The organism is Arthrobacter sp. B6 (assembly GCF_001663775.1).
Lineage (GTDB): Bacteria > Actinomycetota > Actinomycetes > Actinomycetales > Micrococcaceae > Arthrobacter.
The window spans coordinates 1,311,005-1,330,236 of the sequence record NZ_KV467169.1 but is presented as its reverse complement, the minus strand read 5'-3'; the positions used below and the strand labels follow the sequence as shown (position 1 = coordinate 1,330,236).

At 66.1% G+C, this 19,232-nt stretch carries 18 protein-coding genes; 14 read left to right on the top strand and 4 right to left on the bottom strand.

What is annotated here, in order from left to right:
- Position 1 precedes the first annotated feature (1 nt).
- The 6 genes from AU175_RS20850 to AU175_RS21520 all read left to right on the top strand — a co-directional run bounded on the left by AU175_RS20850 (position 2) and on the right by AU175_RS21520 (position 6,955).
- A complete protein-coding gene (locus tag AU175_RS20850) occupies positions 2-2,545 on the top strand; it encodes a glycoside hydrolase family 95 protein (RefSeq protein WP_066294144.1) in 2,544 nt (847 codons plus the stop codon).
- Positions 2,546-2,608: 63 nt separating this feature from the next.
- Positions 2,609-3,628 carry an acetylxylan esterase gene (locus AU175_RS20845; protein ID WP_066294136.1) on the top strand — a complete coding sequence of 340 codons (1,020 nt, stop codon included), beginning with the start codon at positions 2,609-2,611 and terminating at the stop codon, positions 3,626-3,628.
- A 55-nt stretch (positions 3,629-3,683) separates the two neighbouring features.
- Positions 3,684-5,012, top strand: a complete 1,329-nt coding sequence (locus tag AU175_RS20840) for a glycoside-pentoside-hexuronide (GPH):cation symporter (protein WP_066294133.1) — start codon at positions 3,684-3,686, stop codon at positions 5,010-5,012.
- A 216-nt stretch (positions 5,013-5,228) separates the two neighbouring features.
- Positions 5,229-6,350 carry a 3-deoxy-7-phosphoheptulonate synthase gene (locus AU175_RS20835; protein ID WP_066294131.1) on the top strand — a complete coding sequence of 374 codons (1,122 nt, stop codon included), beginning with the start codon at positions 5,229-5,231 and terminating at the stop codon, positions 6,348-6,350.
- Positions 6,351-6,491: 141 nt separating this feature from the next.
- Complete coding sequence (locus tag AU175_RS20830) at positions 6,492-6,704, top strand: helix-turn-helix domain-containing protein (RefSeq protein ID WP_058931377.1); 213 nt, start codon at positions 6,492-6,494, stop codon at positions 6,702-6,704.
- 152 nt (positions 6,705-6,856) lie between these two features.
- Positions 6,857-6,955 (top strand): 30S ribosomal protein bS22, encoded by a 99-nt coding sequence (locus AU175_RS21520; RefSeq protein WP_003792170.1) that lies wholly within the window; start codon positions 6,857-6,859, stop codon positions 6,953-6,955.
- Positions 6,956-7,075: 120 nt separating this feature from the next.
- On the opposite strand, the gene AU175_RS20825 is transcribed toward AU175_RS21520, so the two are convergent.
- The gene (locus AU175_RS20825) at positions 7,076-7,894 is read right to left on the bottom strand and encodes an HAD family hydrolase (RefSeq protein WP_066294126.1); all 819 of its coding nucleotides are present in this window, start codon (positions 7,892-7,894) and stop codon (positions 7,076-7,078) included.
- A 90-nt stretch (positions 7,895-7,984) separates the two neighbouring features.
- Here AU175_RS20825 and AU175_RS20820 point away from each other — a divergent pair, with 90 nt between their 5' ends.
- Both AU175_RS20820 and AU175_RS20815 read left to right on the top strand, forming a co-directional pair.
- Positions 7,985-8,239, top strand: a complete 255-nt coding sequence (locus tag AU175_RS20820; protein ID WP_066294124.1) for a glutaredoxin family protein — start codon at positions 7,985-7,987, stop codon at positions 8,237-8,239.
- 89 nt (positions 8,240-8,328) lie between these two features.
- Positions 8,329-9,087, top strand: a complete 759-nt coding sequence (locus tag AU175_RS20815; protein WP_066294123.1) for a redox-sensing transcriptional repressor Rex — start codon at positions 8,329-8,331, stop codon at positions 9,085-9,087.
- An 84-nt stretch (positions 9,088-9,171) separates the two neighbouring features.
- Here AU175_RS20815 and AU175_RS20810 read toward each other — a convergent pair whose 3' ends face one another.
- The 3 genes from AU175_RS20810 to AU175_RS20800 form a co-directional block, all read right to left on the bottom strand.
- Entirely contained in the window at positions 9,172-9,972 is an 801-nt protein-coding gene (locus tag AU175_RS20810; RefSeq protein WP_066294120.1) for a hypothetical protein, read from the bottom strand.
- A gap of 237 nt (positions 9,973-10,209) precedes the next feature.
- The gene (locus AU175_RS20805) at positions 10,210-10,896 is read right to left on the bottom strand and encodes a hypothetical protein (protein WP_231938681.1); all 687 of its coding nucleotides are present in this window, start codon (positions 10,894-10,896) and stop codon (positions 10,210-10,212) included.
- 273 nt (positions 10,897-11,169) lie between these two features.
- Positions 11,170-11,718, bottom strand: a complete 549-nt coding sequence (locus tag AU175_RS20800) for a YceI family protein (protein WP_066294113.1) — start codon at positions 11,716-11,718, stop codon at positions 11,170-11,172.
- 201 nt (positions 11,719-11,919) lie between these two features.
- On the opposite strand from AU175_RS20800, the gene AU175_RS20795 reads away from it, so the two are divergent.
- The 6 genes from AU175_RS20795 to AU175_RS20770 all read left to right on the top strand — a co-directional run bounded on the left by AU175_RS20795 (position 11,920) and on the right by AU175_RS20770 (position 19,231).
- Entirely contained in the window at positions 11,920-12,600 is a 681-nt protein-coding gene (locus AU175_RS20795) for a histidine phosphatase family protein (protein WP_066294111.1), read from the top strand.
- A gap of 107 nt (positions 12,601-12,707) precedes the next feature.
- On the top strand, positions 12,708-13,286 hold the full coding sequence (locus AU175_RS20790; RefSeq protein ID WP_066294627.1) for a TlpA family protein disulfide reductase: 579 nt from the start codon (positions 12,708-12,710) through the stop codon (positions 13,284-13,286).
- 15 nt (positions 13,287-13,301) lie between these two features.
- Positions 13,302-14,057, top strand: coding sequence for a cytochrome c biogenesis CcdA family protein (locus AU175_RS20785; RefSeq protein WP_066294105.1), 756 nt, complete (start codon positions 13,302-13,304; stop codon positions 14,055-14,057).
- The gene (gene resB / locus AU175_RS20780) at positions 14,057-15,808 is read left to right on the top strand and encodes a cytochrome c biogenesis protein ResB (RefSeq protein ID WP_066294098.1); all 1,752 of its coding nucleotides are present in this window, start codon (positions 14,057-14,059) and stop codon (positions 15,806-15,808) included. The genes AU175_RS20785 and resB overlap by 1 nt, the downstream gene beginning before the upstream one ends.
- Positions 15,808-16,923: a c-type cytochrome biogenesis protein CcsB gene (ccsB, locus tag AU175_RS20775; protein ID WP_066294095.1), complete on the top strand. Its 1,116-nt coding sequence runs from the start codon at positions 15,808-15,810 to the stop codon at positions 16,921-16,923. The genes resB and ccsB overlap by 1 nt, the downstream gene beginning before the upstream one ends.
- Before the next feature lie 157 nt (positions 16,924-17,080).
- Positions 17,081-19,231 (top strand): Hsp70 family protein, encoded by a 2,151-nt coding sequence (locus AU175_RS20770; protein ID WP_066294094.1) that lies wholly within the window; start codon positions 17,081-17,083, stop codon positions 19,229-19,231.
- Position 19,232: the final 1 nt, after the last annotated feature.

Here is a 19,232-nt window from a genome sequence, read left to right as displayed (position 1 = left end):
CGTGCGCACAGAAAATACTCTCGTCTACCATGCCCCGGCCACCGACTGGCTGGAGGCCCTCCCGCTGGGAAACGGGCGGCTGGGGGCTATGGTATTCGGCGGGAGAATGCTCCCGGGGACGCCGGCCGGCGGTGCACGGGAGCACCGCTTCCAGCTCAATGACGGGTCCGCCTGGTCCGGCTCGCCACACAGCCAGGACCTCGATCCCCATTTCAGCCGCGAACAGGCCAGCGGCATCCTCGCCGAAGGCCGGCGGCTGATCAGGGAGGGCGACTACGCGGCTGCCCACGAAACCCTCAAGGAACTGCAGCACCGCCATTCGCAGTCCTACCTGCCGTTTGCGGACCTGTTCCTCACCATTGCCCTCCCCGATCTCCAAGGCGGCGCAGACCGTGCGGCGCAGGCGGATCCTCCCGCCTACAGCCGCTCCCTTGACCTGGCCCGGGCAGTCAATTCCACCGCCTACGTGGTTGATGGCCACACCGTCAGCGTGGAGGCCTTCGCATCCCACGACCCGTCCGTCCTAGTGATTTCGGTGGGGACAGACGCTCCGCACGGCCTGGATCTTACCCTCCGCCTGGACTCACAGCTGCGTGTCCTCCGCCGGACCGGGCCACCGGCGTCGGGACCGGCGTCGGCCGGGCTTGAGTTGAAGCTCCCCAGCGACGTGCCACCTGCCCACGACGGCGGCGCAGTGGAGTACTCCGATGACGATTCGCTCAGCCTCCAGGGCGCCGTTACGGTCGCCTGGGAGCATAACGGCACTGAAGCACCAGCGGACGACGGCGGCCTGGCCGCCACAGGCGCCCGCCGCGCCGTCGTGTACGTCACCACGGAAACCACCTTTTGCGGCCTGGGCCGGCAACCGGAGGGGTCGGCGGCGGAGGCAGCGGAAACCGCCCGCGAAACCCTCGCCGCAGCTATGGCCGCCGGGCAGGCGGTGCTCCTTGCGCGCCACGAAGACAGCCACGCGGAGCTCTACGATGCCTGCAGCATCACTGTCACCGCCCCGGCATGGCAGGGCAGCAGTACTGCCCACCGGTTGGTCGCGGCCAATGAGCACCCGCACGGACCGCTCGCCGCGGACCCTGGGTTGGCGGCGTTGCTGTTCAATTACGGGCGGTACCTCCTGATCTCCAGTTCGCGGACAAGAGCCCCCGGTTCCCGGAAAGGCACAGCGTGGCGCGGCACGCCCGCCAACCTGCAGGGCATCTGGAACGATGAGCTGCGTGCCCCGTGGAGCTCCAACTACACCACCAACATCAACCTGCAAATGAATTACTGGGGGGCCGAACCCACAGGGCTGGCCGCGTGCGCCGGGCCACTGTTCGCGCTTATCGAAGCGATGCAGGAAACCGGCGCGGCCACTGCCCGGGAGTATTACGGCGCCCGCGGCTGGGCCGTGCACCACAACTCGGATATCTGGGGCTACAGCAAGCCCGTGGGCCACGGAGCGCACTCGCCGGAATGGTCCTTCTGGCCAATGGCAGGCCTGTGGCTCGTCCGCCACCTCTGGGAACACCTGCGGTTCGGCGCCGGCGACTCCCCTGGGAACGGCACAGGGACACCTGCCGGCTTCGCCAGGGACACTGCTTGGCCTGCCGTCCGGGGCGCCGCTGAGTTTGCGCTCGATCTGCTCGTGGAGTTCCCGGACGGAACGCTGGGCACCAGCCCTTCAACGTCGCCGGAAAACAGTTTCACGGCACCGCTCCGGGATGGAGGCACCGGCCGGGCTGCTGCCGCGGAATCGTCCACCATGGACGTGGCCCTGATCCGGGACGTGTTCCTCATGCTCGGCTCCCTCGCCGGAGAGCTGGGACGGGAAACGGATCCGGTGGTGACCGAGGCCCGGGCGGCACTTCCGCGGCTCCCGGAACCAACGCCCGGCCGCGGCGGCAGGCTCCGCGAGTGGCTGGCAGACCCGGAGGAATGGGAGCCGGGGCACCGCCACGTCAGCCATCTGTACCTGGCCTTCCCCGGGGATGCGCCCCTCACTCCGGCCCTCGAGACCGCCGTGGGCGCCAGCCTGGATGGCCGCGGCGACGAATCCACCGGCTGGTCGCTCACCTGGAAAATCCTGCTCCGGGCCCGCCTCCGCCAGCCGCACAAGGTCAGCGACCTGCTCCGGCTGTATTTCCGCGACATGGCCACGGACCGGGGCGGCCAAAGCGGCGGACTGTATCCCAACCTGTTCGGGGCCCACCCGCCGTTCCAAATCGACGGCAACCTCGGCTTTGTGGCCGGGTTTGCGGAGTGCCTCGTGCAGAGCCACCGCTCCGCCGGCGGTGTGCCGGAGATCGAACTGTTGCCGGCGCTGCCCCCTGAACTGCCCGACGGCGCCGCGCACCGCCTGCGCGCCCGCCCCGGCGTGGAGGTGGACTTGGTGTGGAAGGACGGTCAGCTAACAGGTGCGACGCTGACCTCGCCGACGGCCAGGACCGTGCTGATCCGACATGGCGGCACCGTCCAGGAGCTTCATATGGAGCCGCTTCAGGCAACAGTTCTGAACCTGGCGTCCTTCGGCCCTGTGGGGGCCTCCGCATGACATAGGATTCGACGAAAGTTCCAGCAGTCTTCCAGCCAACCCAGATCTGACAGGACCTTCAGCATGCCCCTTTTTGACCTCCCACTTGCCCAGCTCCGCGGTTACATCTCCGAGGTCACGCCGCCGGCCGACTTTCAGGGCTTCTGGGACGCCACCCTCGACGAGGCCAGGACTTTTCCGCTCAACGCCAAGTTCGAGCCGGTGGAGAACTACCTGACCGTCATCGACACCTTCGACGTGACGTTCGCAGGCTATGGGGGAGCCCCCATCAAGGGCTGGCTCCACCTCCCGGCGAACCGGTCGGCAGGCGGCCGGCTGCCCGTCGTCGTGCAGTACGTTGGCTATTCAGGCGGCCGCGGACTGGTCAACCAGGACACCAAGTGGGCTCAGGCGGGCTACGCGCACTTCATCATGGACACCCGCGGCCAGGGCTACGGCGGAACGCTGGGCGAGACGGCGGATCCGCATCCGTCCGCAGGCGGCGTGGCCCACGCCGGCCTGATGACCAGGGGAGCGGGCAGCCGTGAGGACTACTACTACCGCCGCGTCTACGTTGACGCCTTCCGCGCGGTCGAGGCGGCCCAGTCCCACCCGGAAGTGGACCCCTCGAGGGTGGTCCTTGCCGGCGTCAGCCAGGGCGGCGGCATTGTGGTGGCCGTCGCCGGGCTCGTGGCCGGACGGCTCGACGGCGTCATCGCCGCGCTGCCGGATGTCCCGTTCCTGCAGGACTTCCCCCGCGCCATCGACATCACTCCGCGCGGGCCTTACCCGGAAATCGCCGCCTTCCTGGGGAGGCACCGGGACCGGTACGACCACGTGCTGGCGGTCTTGAACTACTTCGACGGCGTCAACCTGGCCCGGGCGGCCACTGCCCCGGCGCTCTATTCGGCCGCGCAGATGGACGACATCTGCCCGCCGTCGACAGTGTTCGCCAGCTACAACGCCTACGGTTCAGGCACCGCTGATTCATCGGGTACCGGCGCGGCCAAGGAGATTGAGGTCTACCGCTTCAACAACCACGAAGGTGGCCAGGAACACCACTGGATCAGGCAATTGCTGTTTGTGCGCAAGATCTTGGGGTAAGTTCCTCCTGTGGGTTCGAGAAAACGGTTTCTGAACCCGGGCAGGAAAAGAAGCAATGAAGAAACTCAGCAGGCTCAGCGTCTTCGGCTACGGCGCCGGCGACGCAGCCAACAGCATGATCATCAGTACCGGGAACATGTTCCTGCTTGTCTACTACACGGACGTCGCGGGAATCGGTGCGGCGGCGGCAGGCACCCTGTTGCTTGTTGCGCGGATATTCAATGCGTTCGCGGACATCGCCGCCGGCCGGATTGTGGACCGGGTGCACAGCAAGCGCTGGGGCAAGTTCCGCCCGTTCCTGATGTTTGGCTTTATTCCCCTGCTGCTGAGCGTGGCGGTGTTCCACGTACCGGACGTCGACCCGTCGATGAAACTGCTGTACGCGTACTGCACCTACGGCTTGGTGTGCGTTGCCTACAGCATGGTCAACGTGCCCTACGGCTGCCTGGTGGGGGCCATGACCCAGGACGCCAAAGACCGCGCACGGCTCGCTGGTGCGCGGACCATCGGCGGGCTGTCCGTTGGCGCCAGCCTCGGCTTCTTCATCGCCCCGCTCCTCGGTGCCGGGAACGACATGCAGCAGATCTTCACCTGGCTGACCCTTGCGTTCGCCATCGTGGGCTCCCTGCTCTATTTCCTTACCGGCGCCGTCTGCGTTGAGCAGGTCCCCAGTAGCGTCCCGAAGATCACCCTCAGCCAAAGCATGGCGGCCCTGAAGGCAAATTCCCCGCTGGTGATCCTGTGCCTCAGCTCCATACTTTTTGTCACCGGAACAACGGCCACAGGCGCCTCCCAGTTCTTCTACCTCCGCGATGTCCTGTCCCGGGTGGACCTGTTCCCGGCGATGGCGGCCGCCCAGGTAGCGATCACGCTTACGCTGGCCGTCCTCATGCCGCGTCCCGTGGCGCGATGGGGCAAACGGGCCGTCTACAGCGTAGGCGGAGGGTTCGGAGCGCTGGGCGGCATACTGGTTTTCCTGGCGCCCGCGGATGCGCCACTGATCGGGCTGGCCGGCCTCGTCCTGGGGCTCCTTGCTTCGGCATCGGTCAGCATCGTGACCTGGGCGCTGATCGCCGACACCGTCGAATACGGTGAGTGGAAAACCGGAGTCCGGGTCCAGGGCATCAACTACGCGCTTCTGGCCGCCACCAGGAAGCTGGGGATGGGCTTTGGCGGCGCCCTGGTCGCCTTTTCACTCGCCTGGGGCGGATACGCTTCGGGCGTGGCGGAGCAGTCTGATGCAGCAGTCCTGGCCATACGGGCAGCGGCAGGGCTGCTGCCCGGCACGCTGGTGCTGGCCGCCGTCGGCATCATGTGCTGGTACCGGCTGACGGATAAAAGGCACGCGGAGCTGGTGGTGAGCCTGTCCCGGAAAACTTCGTAACGCGTTTTGCGACCGCGGCGCCTTACGGTTATGGTTCATGGCATGACTAACCGTTGGTATGCGTATTTTTCGTTGGCTCTGGAGGGGCCCGCGTCTAACTGACACGCATCCAACTTTCCTTCAGAGCCAACAGGGCAGAGATCCTTCTCTGCCCTTCGCCATTTCCCGGCGGGTTCTGATCTGGGCCCGCTTCCACTCCCGGAACAGGACCCGAACATGAGCACCGCAACAGCATCCAGCGCCGCACCGGCCGCGAAATCCACGTCCAACCTGCGCGTCAGCGAGTTCACTGCGCTGCCCACACCCCAGGACCTCATCGCCGAGCTGCCGCTGGATGCCCGCGTAACGGACGTCGTCGAACGGGGACGGGATGAAGTCCGGGCCATCATGGACGGGGTGGACGACCGCCTGCTGGTCATCGTGGGCCCCTGCTCCATCCACGATCCCAAGGCCGGCCTGGAATACGCCCGTCGGCTGGTGAGCCAGGCGGAAAAGCACAAGGAAGACCTGCTGATCGTCATGCGGGCCTACTTCGAGAAGCCGCGGACCACCGTGGGCTGGAAGGGCCTCATCAACGATCCGCGCCTGGACGGCAGCCACGACATGGCGACCGGGCTCCGGACCGCCCGCCAGTTCCTGCAGCAGGTCACCGCATTGGGCCTCCCCACAGCAACCGAATTCCTCGAACCCATCAGCCCCCAGTACATGGCGGACCTGATCTCCTGGGGCGCCATCGGGGCGCGCACCACGGAAAGCCAGATCCACCGCCAGCTGGCTTCCGGCCTGTCCATGCCGATCGGCTTCAAGAACGGAACCGACGGCGACCTCCAGGTCGCCATCGACGCGTGCGGTGCGGCCGCCGCCGCGCAGGCGTTCCTGGGCATCGACGGCGACGGCCGGGCAGCCCTGGTGGCCACCGCCGGTAACCCGGACACCCATGTCATCCTTCGCGGTGGACGCAAGGGGCCCAACTACTCCGCGGCCGACGTCGAAAGCGCCTCCGGCAAGCTCGCCGGCAAGGAGCTGAACCCGCGGCTGATCGTGGACGCCAGCCACGCCAACAGTGGCAAGAGCCACCACCGCCAGGCCGAAGTGGCATTGGAAATCGGGGCCCAGCTGGAGGACGGCGGGCGCTCCGCCGAAGCCATCGCCGGCGTTATGCTGGAGAGCTTCCTGGTGGGGGGTGCGCAGAACCTGGACGTCGCCGAACACGCGGCCGGACGCTCGGAACTTGTCTACGGCCAGAGCGTCACCGACGCCTGCATGGAATGGGACGTGTCCGTTTCCGTGCTGGACCAGCTGGCATCGTCGGCGCGCAAGCGCCGCACGGGGAAATGATTACCCGCCGTGACTTTCACAACAGCCCCATGAACCTCTAGAGTATCTAGCACATGGTTGGTGGATGGCTCAGCATCGGCACACCGCAATGGCATAAACCTGGGGTCATGTTGTCCATCCGTCAGCAAAGGAATAAGGGAAATGTCCGCAGAACAGAACTTCTCGAACGCGAAGTTCCTGACCGTGGCCGAAGTGGCCGAGGTCATGCGCGTCTCCAAAATGACCGTGTACCGGCTGGTCCACTCAGGTGAAATGCCCGCAGTGCGGTTCGGCCGTTCGTATCGGGTGCCGGAAAGCGCCGTTGAGCAGTACCTTAAGGGCGCTGTTGTGGACGGCCACTCCGAGACCGCCTGAACCGTCCTGTCCTTGGGGGCCCCGGATAAGCGGTACCCTGTTAAGGAACGTTTTACGTCATTGTAAGAATCTGTCAGTTGTTTCAGTCTGTAGCTCTGTCCACGGACCTTTTCCATCAGACAGGTACTGCATCTAGTTTGTGAGGAACTTTCGTGGGTTCAGTTATTAAGAAGCGTCGCAAGCGTATGGCCAAGAAGAAGCACCGCAAGCTGCTTCGCAAGACGCGCCACCAGCGCCGCAATAAGAAGTAGAGATACTTCGAACTGCGTGAAATGCCCGTTGCCTTCCCGGCAGCGGGCATTTTGTTTGCCCTGCCCAACTAGGTAGCAGCAGATGTCCGTAAGAGCCCTCATAGCGACATCTGCTGCTACCTAGATGCGGGGCCCGCGGATCCGGGAGAAGCCGCGCCAGAGGCCGTAGACGGCGCCTCCGGCCGTGGCAAACTTCAGCCCAAGCGTGGCGGCGCGCCGGCCGGAGCGGAAGTCATAGACCGGCCAGTTGTTGTCGCGGGCGTGCCGGCGGAGCCTCGCGTCCGGGTTGATGGCTACAGGATGTCCCACCAGGGTCAGCAGGGGGATGTCGTTGTAGGAGTCGCTGTAGGCCCAGCAGCGCTTGAGGTCCAGTCCTTCAATGTCGGCGATGCCCTGGACTGCCACAGCCTTCGCGGAGCCGTGGAGGATGTCGCCCACCAGGCGTCCGGTGTACATGCCGTCAGCCACCTCGCCCACGGTGCCAAGCGCGCCGGTGAGTCCCAGCCGTGTGGAGATGACGGTTGCCACTTCGATGGGGGTTGCCGTCACCAGCCAGACCCTCCGGCCCACGCGCAGGTGCTGCTCGGCCAGGGCCTTCGCTCCCGGCCAGATCCTGGAGGCGATCATCTCGTCATAGACCTCCTCGCCGAGGGCCTTGACGTCTTCGACGGTAATGCCGGCGGCCAGGTTCAGGGCCGAATCGCGGACCGCATGGACGTCGTCCATGTTCTCGCCGCGCGTCACAAATTTGAACTGCTTCCAAGCGAACCCGGCGGCCTGCGTCAACGTAAATGTGCCGCGCTGGTGCATTTTGCGCGCCACGTGGAAGAGGCTGGCACCTTTCATGAGGGTGTTGTCCACGTCGAAGAACGCCGCCTCACCGGTCTGCGGCACCGCAGCCGGCTGGGTGACGACAGCGACGTACTTCTCCTCGGGCATGTCCCCGAGTCTAGTCAATGCGTGGGGTCGCTACTGTCGCGCCGCCGTGCGCGCCGCAGTGTCCGGCCCCAAAGGGGATACGGTTAAAGCATGGCAAAACCGCAGGTTGTCCTCATCACCAAAGCCGACTGTCACCTGTGCGCGGACGCGCGCGACGCCGTCGGACGGGTCACTGCCTCGTTGGGCCTTGAGTGGGCGGAACAGCGCGTAGACGACGTGCCGGAGCTGCGTGACCGCTATGCCGAGGAGATCCCCGTGGTGCTGGTGGACGGCATCCAGCGCGATTTCTGGAAGATAGATGAAGCCCGGCTGGAGCGCGTCCTGCAGCGCGCCATGGCGCAGTAGGGCTGCGGTTTCGGGCATGGCACAGTCTTTGTTGGCATCAGGCGCGAGGCTCTAGAGTGGAACCACAACGCGGCGCAAGGGAGGGGATAATGACTTCACTGGATTCATCTCCTCAAGCAGTCGAGGGCGCCCCGGATGCGCCCGACGTGCGGGCTGACAAGCCTGCGGCGGAAGACAAACCCGCGCAGGACGACAGGACCGCGGCTGCCAAGCAGATTCCGCCGGCGGCGGTAGCCCGTCTCACGCTGTATCTTCGCGCGCTCAATACCTTGCTGGCCGAAGGCGTGGAACGCGTGTCCTCGGAGTCCTTGGCGGAAGCGTCCGGCGTCAGTTCGGCCACGCTGCGCAAGGACCTTTCGCACGTGGGGTCCTACGGCACCCGGGGCGTGGGCTACGAGGTCCAGTACCTTAGCCGTCACATAGCCGCAGCGCTGGGGCTGACCCACGACTGGAAAGTTGCGATCGTCGGTGCCGGTAACCTGGGGAAGGCGCTCGCGCGGTACGGCGGCTTCGAGTCCCGGGGTTTCGACGTCGTGGCTATTTTTGATGCCGACCAGATGGTGGTTGGCAACGAAGTGGGCTGGCTGCGCGTCAGCGACGTGGCAGACCTCGAACCCGTGCTGGAGCGCACCGGCGCCAACATGGTGGTTTTGGCGTTACCGGCCGCCGTGGCGCAGGACGTGTGCGACCGCGTGGTTGCCGCGGGGGTCCACAGCATCCTGAGCTTTGCACCCGTGATGCTCCAGGTGCCCGACGGCGTTAACCTCCGGAAGGTGGACATGGCCACCGAGCTGCAGATCCTCGCCTACCACGCGCAGCGGGCGCAGACCCCGGGCCAGACCGCCTAGCAATCCGGCGGCTCCGGGATCCACGCCCGCTGGGTGTGGTTGTTTGTTGATCAGGGCGGAAATGGCTTCCGGCTGACCGTGGGACTAGCGGCCGTACGGGTTTCCGGGCTGGCCATAAGGGTTGGCAAACGGCTGCTGCTTGCGGAAGTAGGGTGCCGCAGCCGGCAGGTAGAGCAGGACGATCGCTGCGATGCCCATCAGCGTTCCCAGCGTTCCGATGCTCGGTACCTGGAAGAGGCCGAAGATGGACAGTGCCGCGAACACGGTTCCGAGGATCCGGGCCCAGTTCTTGCCCTTGCGGACGAAGATGGCCACCAAGGCGTACAGGGCGGCTCCGATGATGGCGAAGACCACCAGGGTGCCGGCAATGAAGCCCTTGAGATCCTCGAAGGATACCTCGCCGGCTGCACCACCGCTCGCCATGGCATCTTCAAAGGTGCGCCGCATCAGCGGATCGTCCAGCTGGCCAATGCCCATCAGCATAGCGATGACATAAATAACGCCGGAGGCCACCAGCAGCCAGAACGAAATGTTGACCAGCTGGGGAATTCCGTTGGGGCCCGTTGGAGACGGCTGCTCGGACGGGTACTGCGCGTAAGGGGATTGCCCGTACTGCTGGCCATACGGCTGCTGGCCGTAGGCTGGGGCCTGCGGCGGGTTCTGACCGTACGCCGGCGGGTTCTGGCCGTACTGCGGTGCAGGGGAGCCCGGTTGGCCAAACTGTGGGGTGTTCTGGCCGTACTGCGGGGTGTTCTGGCCGTACTGCGGTGCGGGCGGAGTGGGCTGGCCGGACTGGGGCGCATTCTCGCCGTAGCGCGGAGCAGGAGGCTGGCCGCCGGACTCCGGCTCGTTGGCGTTGGGAGGCTGGACTGGGGGCGTACTCATGAGCGGTCCTTTGCAGGTCGAAAGTGCGGATCGGCTGCCGGGATCGGAACACTGGCCCTACCCCCAGCAAGGCTTACTTCCACCGTACCCCCGGGCAGTCCCATAGCGGGTCATTCCGGAGAGGTATTCCGGCTTCATTCAGCCGTCCGGCAGTCAAAACATGCGGCTTCCGGGAAGGCAGCGGCCAGGCTGAACGCCGGGCTGCAGCCATCCCGGACGAGACTGAAACCGGAATGCTCAGGCGCGGCCCTTGACGGCGGTGAACCATGCCTGCGAGTTGGGCAGCCACATCAGCACGGCTGCCGCGGCGCTGATGAGGAAACCGAACCAGTTGTTGCCGATCCCGTCGCCCACGCTGCCGCCGATCACGGAGAGGACCAGCGAAACGCCGGCCACGATGGTGAGGGCAAGCCGGGCCCACTCCTTCCCTTCCTTCATCTTCAGGGCGAGGACAATCTGGGCGACCGCTATGGCCAGCGCCACCAGGACCAGGAGGAGGACCAGCATGGCCGCTGCAGGCGCCACGGTGAACAATGCCAGCGCCGCAAACAGGCCGAGGAGCCCGCCCAGGACGCCCAGAATGCCGCCAATGATCCAGATCCAGTAAGAGACCTTGAGCTCGATGGGAAGCCCCGTCACGTTGAACATGCCCTTGAAACCGCCGGCGGGCAGCACATCGTTGAAGTTCCGGGGGCCGTCGGTTGGCATCTCGAAGTGGAAACCACCCTGCGGGCCTGGCTGGCCCTGCTGCGGGTAGGGCGGGCCTGGCTGGCCCTGCTGCGGGTAGGCCTGACTGGGGGCCTGGTATCCCGGTGGTGGTGGCTGCTGACCCTGCGGCGGCTGGGAGCCGACGGGAGGAACGTTGCTGGCAGGCGGTTTGGCGCCCGGCTGCTCAGGCTGCGGTACTTCACTAGGGTTGGTCATGGCTCTCACTGTAGACCGCGCAGTACCTGTTACCTAGGAGATCCGGGGCGGAATCGCGGGGAACGGCAGGGTTTTCCACAGGATGGACTGCTGGCGGGAACGCAGGGGGCAAGTGCCCTGATGAGCGCGCCCAACCAGGTAGCAGCTGATGTCGGTTTGAGGGCTCAAAAGGACACCTGCTGCTACTCAGTTGGGCGGGGGTGTGCCGGTTAAAGTGCTGCGCCCGGCACGGGATCCCCGAAGGATCCGCGGCCGGGCGCAGTCTGCTGAATACTAGGCTGCGGGTGCGATGAAGGCGAGCTCCAGGTTGATGGCAACCTTGTCGCTGACCAGCACGCCGCCGGCTTCCAGCACGGCGTTCCAGGTCAGGCCGAAGTCCTTGCGGCTGATGGTGGTCTCCGCGGAAACGCCGGCGCGGGTGTTGCCGAACGGGTCCACGGCCACGCCGTTGAACTCGGTTTCCAGGGAGACGGGACGGGTAACGCCCTTGATCGTCAGGTCGCCGGTCAGCTCGTAGGTGTTGCCCTTGGCCACCAGCCCGTTGGAGGCGAACGAGATTTCGGGGAACTTCTCCACGTCGAAGAAGTCCTCGCCGCGGACGTGGCCGTCGCGGTTCACATCGCCGGAGTCGAAGCTTGCGGTCTGGATGGTGGCGCTGATCCTGGAGTCTGCCACGTTGTCAGCCAGGTCCAAGGTTGCTGCTGCATCCTTGAACTGGCCACGGACCTTGCTGATGCCTGCGTGGCGGACCGTGAAGCCGATCTCGCTGTGCGAGTTGTCGAGGGTCCAGGTGCCGGTGGTGATGTCTGCGGGAAGTGACATGGTGTTTCTCCTTGGAAGTGCGTCGGGTAGTGCTGGAAAGGTTGACGCTTCATTTGTTGAAGTATCAACTAACTGCTGCATCCAGTATAAACATGCATTTGCATCTTTTGTTCCCGCTTTCGGAACATTTTTTGAAAATCTTCAGTTCTACTGGATGTAGAAGATTTCGGATCACACGCCATCTTTGAGAAACTGGTAAACATGCCCCAAGCCACTGTCCATCTGCTCCGCCACGGCGAGGTCCACAACCCCGACGGCGTTCTGTACGGCAGGCTGCCCGAATTCCACCTCTCCGAACTGGGCCGGGAGATGGCGCAGACCCTCGCCGCGCACTTCAGGGAGCGCGCCGCACGGGGTGCCCGGATCACCTACCTTGCGGCATCGCCGCTGGTCCGGGCCCAAGAGACGGCGGCTCCCACGGCCGAGGCGCTGCACCTTGACATCCACACAGACGAACGCATCATCGAGGCCAAGAATTACTTCGAGGGCATGAAGGTCACTAAGGCGGAGCTCCGCAAACCAAAGCACTGGCCGCACCTGGTTAATCCGCTCAAGCCGTCGTGGGGCGAGCCATACAAGGCCCAGGCGGCCCGCGTTCAGGCCGCGGTCCAGGACGCCAGGCTCCGCGCCATTGAACTGGCCGGCGGTGACTACGGAACCGACGGACCCGAGGCCATCATGGTCAGCCACCAGCTTCCCATCTGGGCCACCCGCCTCAGCGCCGAGGGCCGCCCTCTTTGGCATGATCCGCGCAAACGCGAGTGCACGCTGACGTCCATCACCTCCCTGGTGTTCGACGACGGCGGCTCCCTCCTGCGCGTTGTATACAGTGAGCCTGCTGCCGCCCTTCTTCCCGGTGCCGCCAGCACCCCGGGGGCCTGACCATGGCACTCTTCCGTTCCCGGGACACCCGGGCCACCCCGGACATAGCAGCCCGGGGCCCGGCAGCCCCAGCCCCGGCAGCTTCCGTCCCAGCGTCCCGCCGTGCCGTGCTGGCCGCCGGCGGCGCCGCACTGACCGCTTTGACCCTTGGCCTGTCTGCGTGCGCGCAGGAAGATGCCCTCGCCAAACAGGCCAAAGCCGGCGATAACAAGAACTATGTTGCCGGGGACGGGTCGGTAACGGAGTTTGCCGCGGCCGACCGTAAGTCCGCCATCGCCGTCAATGGCACACTGTTCAACGGCACAGCGGTGGCCCCGGCCGACTTCCAGGGCAAGGTGACGGTCCTGAACTTCTGGTTTGCCGCCTGCGCCCCCTGCAGGGTGGAGGCGCCCATCCTCGAGGAGCTGCACCAGGAGTTCAAGGACCGGGGCGTGCAGTTCTTCGGCGTCAATCTCCGCGACGAAAAAGCCACCGCCGAGGCCTTCGACAAGACGTTCGACCTGACCTACCCCAGCTTCGACGACAAGAACGGCGGCGTCCTCCTGGCCGTCTCCGGACTGGTCCCGCCTGGCGCCGTCCCCACCACGCTGGTGCTGGACAAGCAGGGCAGAGTCGCGTCCCGGGTGCTGGGCGAAATCCAAAAGGGCACCCTCAAGGCCCTCATTGCCGCCGCAGTGGCAGAGTAGCGGCGGCTCCGGACCGTGAACAGCCCCTTCGCCGAAGCCATCCTGAACGGCTCGCTCCTTCTTGCCATCCCGGTGGCCCTGCTGGCCGGACTGGTCTCGTTCCTTTCGCCATGCGTGCTGCCCCTGGTGCCCGGGTACCTGGGCTATGTCACCGGTCTCAGCGGCGTGGATTTACAACGGCAGAAGCGCGGCCGGATGCTTGTGGGCATCGGACTCTTCGTGCTTGGGTTCTCGCTGATATTTGTGCTGTTGGGTGGTGCCTTCGGCCAGCTCGGAACCATGATCACTGGCTCGCAGAACGCGTGGATCACCCAGGTCCTGGGTGTCCTGGTGATCATCATGGGCGTGGTGTTCATGGGTGGCTTCGGCTGGCTGCAGCGTGATGCGAAAATCCACGCCAGGCCACCGGCCGGCCTGTGGGGTGCGCCCCTGCTTGGAATCACGTTCGGCCTGGGCTGGGCTCCGTGCATCGGGCCCACCTATTCAGCCGTCCAACTCCTGAGCCTGTCCGGGGGTTCCTCGGCCGCCAAAGGTGCCTTCCTTGCCTTTGTGTACAGTCTGGGCCTGGGCCTCCCGTTCCTGCTCATCGCCCTTGCGGTGCGCCGCGGCATGGGCGTGATGTCCTTCTTCCGCAAGCACCGCCTGGCCATCCAGCGCATCGGGGGCGGCATCCTGATCGTGCTCGGCCTGCTGATGGCGAGTGGCGTCTGGGGCGCCTGGGTGACCGGGCTGCAGTACTGGTTCCAAACAGATGTGAAGTTGCCGATCTGATGAGCGAGCGCGTGAAAGCAAACGAAAAGTCCCCGGCCCCCGTTGCCGCCGCCAAGTCAGAGGCAGCGCTGCCCGCACTGGGCCCGGTGGGGATGCTGCGCTGGGCCTGGACGCAGCTGACCAGCATGCGCACGGCGCTGTTCCTGCTCCTGTTGCTGGCCGTGGCTGCAGTGCCCGGTTCGCTGTTCCCGCAGCGTCCGGCCAACCCGGCAGCGGTAACGCAGTACATCAAGGACAACCCGGACTACGGGAAGCTGCTGGACACCCTGCAGCTCTACGACGTCTACTCCTCGGCCTGGTTCTCGGCCATCTACATCCTGCTGTTCATCTCGCTGATCGGCTGCGTGGTTCCGCGCGCCATCGCGCACTACAAAGCCATGCGCTCCCAGCCGCCGCGGACGCCCAAACGGCTTTCCCGACTTCCTGAGTACGGCACGCTGGTGGTTCCCGCCGACGCCGGCCTCCCGGCGTCGGACGCCATCCGCAGTGCCGCCGGGCTGCTCAGGAAGCGCGGCTACCGCGTTGAGGTGAGGGACGACGACGGCGCGCGGCCGTCTTTGGGAGCCGAGCGCGGCTTCCTGAAGGAGGTGGGGAACCTGGTGTTCCACACCTCGCTGATCGGGGTCCTGGTGTCCGTGGCCGTCGGTGGACTGTTCGGGTACAGCGGCCAGCGCATCCTGGTGGAAGGCGACACCTTCGTGAACACGCTGGTGGGCTATGACCAGTTCACTCCCGGCACCAACTTCCAGTCCAGCCAGCTGCAGCCGTACTCCATCCAGCTGGACAAGTTTGCCGTCACGTTCGACCGCGAATCCCAGGGGAAGTTCGGCCAGCCGATCGACTTCACGGCTGACGTGACCACCAGGGAAACACCGGACTCTCCGGCCAAGCAGGAGATCCTGAAGGTCAACGAACCCGTGACCCTGGGTGGCACCAGCATCTACCTCACCGGAAACGGCTACGCCCCCGTGGTGACCATCCGCGACGGCGCCGGCAACGTGGCCATGCAGGGCCCGGTGGTGGCCAAGCTGCAGGGCGAGAACTACTACTCGTCCGTGGTGATCAAGGTCCCGGATGCGCAGCCCGACCAGCTCGGCTTTGCCGGCTTCTTCCTGCCCACCGCGTTCATCACCGAGGAAGGCGTCTCCTTCAGCGGTGACCCGGAGCTGATCAACCCGCAGCTGACCCTCAACTCTTTCTACGGGGATCTTGGCCTGGACGACGGCGCGCCGCAGAACGTGTTCGAGCTGGACGTCAAGGACCTGACCCCGCTGAATGCCCGCAACCTGGACGCCGGCGGCATCACCCTGGCGCCGGGCATGAGCCACACGCTGCCGGACGGCAAGGGCAGCATCAGTTTCGACGGCGTGAAGCGTTACGTGGGCGTGGATATCCACCACAACCCCGGGCAGCTCTACGCCCTCATCTTCGCCCTGCTGGCTGTGGCAGGCCTCATCATCTCCCTCTACGTCAACCGACGCCGCGTCTGGGTCCGCACGGGAACGCACGAGGACGGCCGGACCATGGTGGAATATGGCCTCCTCGCCCGTGGCGAGGACCACCGACTGGCCGCCGAAGCTGCTGCCATCCGCAAGCTCCTCTCCGAGGAATGGCAGCTTCCGGGGTCCGGCGCCGATGAATCCTCGGATTCGTCCGCCGGCACCCAGCAAACTCCCAGCCGCCATGACGATAATGGCGCAGACTCGCTCACCTCCACAGTTGGCCCCGCCGGGCCGAAAAAGGACCAGTAATGCCCTTTGCCATCAACGAAACCATGGGTCAGTACAGCGAGCTGTTTATGCTGCTCGCCGCCGGCACGTACACCGTGGCCTTCATCGCCTTCGCCTGGGACCTGGCGAAGAGCAGCAAGGCGCTGCGTGCCGTTGACCTCAAAGCGGCCCAGGCGGAGCAGGCGTCCAAAGTTCCCGTGGGTGCAGGGGTGGGTACTGCAGACGCGGCCTCTTCTGGGCTCACTGACAGGACCGAGTCGCATCTGGCCGGGCCGGCGGGCCGGGCCGAACGGCCGACGTCGTCCTCCGCCGGGCAGGCCGGAGCTGCCTCCGGCGCGGGGCGGACCGCCGACGCCGATATGCGCTACGCCGCGGAACGCCGCGCCCCGGCGCGCGTCGCCGTCGCCCTGACCATTCTCGGAGTGTTGATCCACGGTGCCGGCGTCATCACCCGGGCCCTGGGCGCGGGCCGCGTGCCGTGGGGCAACATGTACGAGTTCCTCACCACCGGCGCGTTTGTGGCAGTCGCTGTGTTCCTGGTTGTGCTGATCCGCCGCGACCTGAGGTTCCTGGGCACGTTCGTGGTGGGCATGGCCATCATCATGCTGGTGGCCGCCTCTGTTGCTTACTGGACACCGGTGGGCCACCTGGTTCCGGCGCTGCAGAGCTACTGGCTGATCATCCACGTGTCCATCGCCGTGCTGTCCTCCGCCCTCTTCACCCTCACGTTTGCCATGTCCGCGCTGCAGCTGGTCCAGGCACACCGGCAGAAGACCGTTGCCGCCGGCGGCGCGGACAAGCTTGGCTTCATGCGCCTGGTGCCGTCGGCGCTGAGCCTGGAAAACCTGTCCTACCGGATCAACGCCATAGCCTTCATTGGCTGGACGTTCACGCTGATGTTCGGGGCCATCTGGGCGGAGAAGGCCTGGGGCCGGTTCTGGGGCTGGGACACCAAGGAAGTGTGGACCTTTGTGATCTGGGTAGTGTACGCGGGCTACCTGCACGCCCGGGCCACTCGGGGCTGGACCGGAACGCGCGCAGCCTGGCTCTCGATCGTTGGATACCTCTGCGTCATCTTCAACTTCACCATTGTGAACCAATTCTTTAATGGCCTGCACTCCTACTCGGGCCTCTGAGCAGGAGTTTCTTCCGTTCCCCTCGACGCGAAGCGGCCGATAGTAAATTCGGTGTAGCAAACAGGGTGTCGCCGCCGAAGTGGTGATGCTACCTTGGTGGAAGCTCGTCTGTGATGAAGCTCGCGGACGGCATGCTGCTGCTTTCTCCGAGGTACCTATGAGCTACGTTCTCGCCATCGATGTCGGGACCAGTTTTACCGCCGCCGCCATTGCCCGTACTGACCGGATTGCTCCGCCTGTTCCGGAGAGCCTCGCACTGGGGCTCCGCGGAACGTCGGTGCCCTCCGTGGTCTACTATCCGGAGGAAGGCCCCATCCTGGTGGGGGAAGCTGCGGAACGCCGCGGCCTCGACTCCCCGGAGCGGGTGGTCAGGGAATTCAAACGCCGGATCGGAGACAACGTCCCGATCGCCGTGGGCACTCTGTCCCTGCCGGCGGAGGAAGTCTTCGCCACCATGGCCGGCTGGGTGGTTGACCGGGCCGCGGAACGCGAAGGCGAGCCGCCGTCGCAGATCATCCTCTCGCACCCGGCAGCCTGGGGCGGTCACCGTACCGCCGTTATCCAGGAAGCCCTCGCCGCCAGGGGGCTTCACGATGTCATCCTGATCACCGAGCCGGAAGCGGCAGCCCTCTACTACGCCTCCCAAGTGAGGGTGGAGGACGGCAGCACCATCGCCGTCTACGACCTGGGCGGGGGCACCTTTGACACGGCCATCCTGAGGAAGGCCGACGCCGGCCGCTTTGAGTTCCTGGGCCGGCCGGAAGGGATCGAAGGCCTGGGCGGCGCTGACTTCGACGCAGCGGTCCTCCGCCACGTCGCGGCGCACACCGGAGAAGCGTTCGCATCCCTTGACCCTGATGATCCCGCCGCCCTGGCGGCGCTGGCACGGCTCCGGCGTGAGTGCGTGGAAGCCAAGGAAGCGCTCTCCGCCGACAGCGAGGCCAGCATTTCGGTGTTCCTTCCCGGCATCCACCAGCAGGTGCGGCTGGTCCGCTCCGAGCTTGAGGCGCTGATCGAGGAACCCGTCCGTGAAACGGTGGACGCCCTGGAACGTTCCCTCGACGAACTCGGCCTTGAGCCGGACCGCCTCACCGCGGTGCTCCTGATCGGCGGATCCTCGCGTATTCCGCTGGTGGCGCAGCTAATTTCTGAACAGCTGGACCGCCCCATAGCCGTGGACGCTGACCCGAAATCCTCCATATGCCTGGGCGCAGCCGTGGCAGCAGTGCGTGCCCGGCCGGCTGTGGAAGCGGCTGCAGCGGTCCCTGTACTTCCTGAGGCGACCAACACCGCCGTCGGGGTCAGCGAAGGAGTGGCCGCCGCGGTTGCTGCCATGGATCCTGCTCCGAATTCAGCCCCAACAAGCCTTGAGCCACACGGTGACAGCCGCCGTGCCAGCTGGTCCCGGAAATCCGGCGCAGCGTTTGGCTCGCTGACTGGCACCGGCGCCGCTGGCGTCGGTGCCAGGGGCCATGCGGCCGCGCACGCGCGGGCACATGAACCGGGCGCCAAGGTTGGGCGGCATAGTCCAAGCCCCACGGTGCGGCTTACGGCTGTGGCTGCCGCGGCGGCCCTGTTTACGGTCCTCACGGCCAGCGCTGCACAAAGTCCCGAAGGGCTGGGCAGCCTGACCGCAATGTTCGCGCCGCAGGAGGCCGCCAAGGACTCCGGCGGGGCAGCCAAGGACCCCGGCACTTCAGCGCAGGGCAGTGCTCCCCAGGGCGGCGGTTCCCAAGCCGGAGCCGCCGGCGGAAGCCAGGAACCGGTTAAGGGCATAGAGGCCAGCGCCAAGAAGAAGACGGACCCAGCCGCAAGCACCAAGGGCCTCGAGGCAGTGGCGTCGCCCACCAGCAAGCCTTCGGCCAGCGCATCGGCGTCGCCGCCAGCCGACGGCGGATCAGGTGTCGCCGCGGCCGGAACCACCGCGGGCGGAACGGGCGGAGCAACGTCCGACCCCACGCAGGCGAGCGGGGGCACGGGGACGCCCACGGGAACGCCCACCGGAACGCCGACAACCGCTCCGGGTACGACGACTCCGGATCCCACGATTCCGCCGACTGACCCGCCTGCGCCGGAACCGAATCCGACAACCCCTGCGCCGGACCCCACGACCCCAGCGCCGGATCCGACAACGCCGGCCCCGGACCCCACAATCCCGGCCCCGGACCCCACGACGCCTGCGCCGGACCCCACGACCCCAGCGCCGGACCCGACACCGCCGGCCCCGGAACCTGAGCCAACGACGCCTGCCCCTGACCCAACTGCCGCGGAAACTGCTGGCCCGATCACCACCGAGCCGGCGGTCTGAG

What these genes read in the sequence shown, in the direction of transcription:
- AU175_RS20845 (WP_066294136.1), top strand. Translation starts at nt 2,609, where the DNA reads ATGCCCCTTTTTGACCTCCCACTTGCCCAGCTCCGCGGTTACATCTCC.
- AU175_RS20840 (WP_066294133.1), top strand. Translation starts at nt 3,684, where the DNA reads ATGAAGAAACTCAGCAGGCTCAGCGTCTTCGGCTACGGCGCCGGCGAC.
- AU175_RS20835 (WP_066294131.1), top strand. Translation starts at nt 5,229, where the DNA reads ATGAGCACCGCAACAGCATCCAGCGCCGCACCGGCCGCGAAATCCACG.
- AU175_RS20830 (WP_058931377.1), top strand. Translation starts at nt 6,492, where the DNA reads ATGTCCGCAGAACAGAACTTCTCGAACGCGAAGTTCCTGACCGTGGCC.
- AU175_RS20825 (WP_066294126.1), bottom strand. Translation starts at nt 7,894, where the DNA reads ATGCCCGAGGAGAAGTACGTCGCTGTCGTCACCCAGCCGGCTGCGGTG.
- AU175_RS20820 (WP_066294124.1), top strand. Translation starts at nt 7,985, where the DNA reads ATGGCAAAACCGCAGGTTGTCCTCATCACCAAAGCCGACTGTCACCTG.
- AU175_RS20815 (WP_066294123.1), top strand. Translation starts at nt 8,329, where the DNA reads ATGACTTCACTGGATTCATCTCCTCAAGCAGTCGAGGGCGCCCCGGAT.
- AU175_RS20810 (WP_066294120.1), bottom strand. Translation starts at nt 9,972, where the DNA reads ATGAGTACGCCCCCAGTCCAGCCTCCCAACGCCAACGAGCCGGAGTCC.
- AU175_RS20805 (WP_231938681.1), bottom strand. Translation starts at nt 10,896, where the DNA reads ATGACCAACCCTAGTGAAGTACCGCAGCCTGAGCAGCCGGGCGCCAAA.
- AU175_RS20800 (WP_066294113.1), bottom strand. Translation starts at nt 11,718, where the DNA reads ATGTCACTTCCCGCAGACATCACCACCGGCACCTGGACCCTCGACAAC.
- AU175_RS20795 (WP_066294111.1), top strand. Translation starts at nt 11,920, where the DNA reads ATGCCCCAAGCCACTGTCCATCTGCTCCGCCACGGCGAGGTCCACAAC.
- resB (WP_066294098.1), top strand. Translation starts at nt 14,057, where the DNA reads ATGAGCGAGCGCGTGAAAGCAAACGAAAAGTCCCCGGCCCCCGTTGCC.
- ccsB (WP_066294095.1), top strand. Translation starts at nt 15,808, where the DNA reads ATGCCCTTTGCCATCAACGAAACCATGGGTCAGTACAGCGAGCTGTTT.
- AU175_RS20770 (WP_066294094.1), top strand. Translation starts at nt 17,081, where the DNA reads ATGAGCTACGTTCTCGCCATCGATGTCGGGACCAGTTTTACCGCCGCC.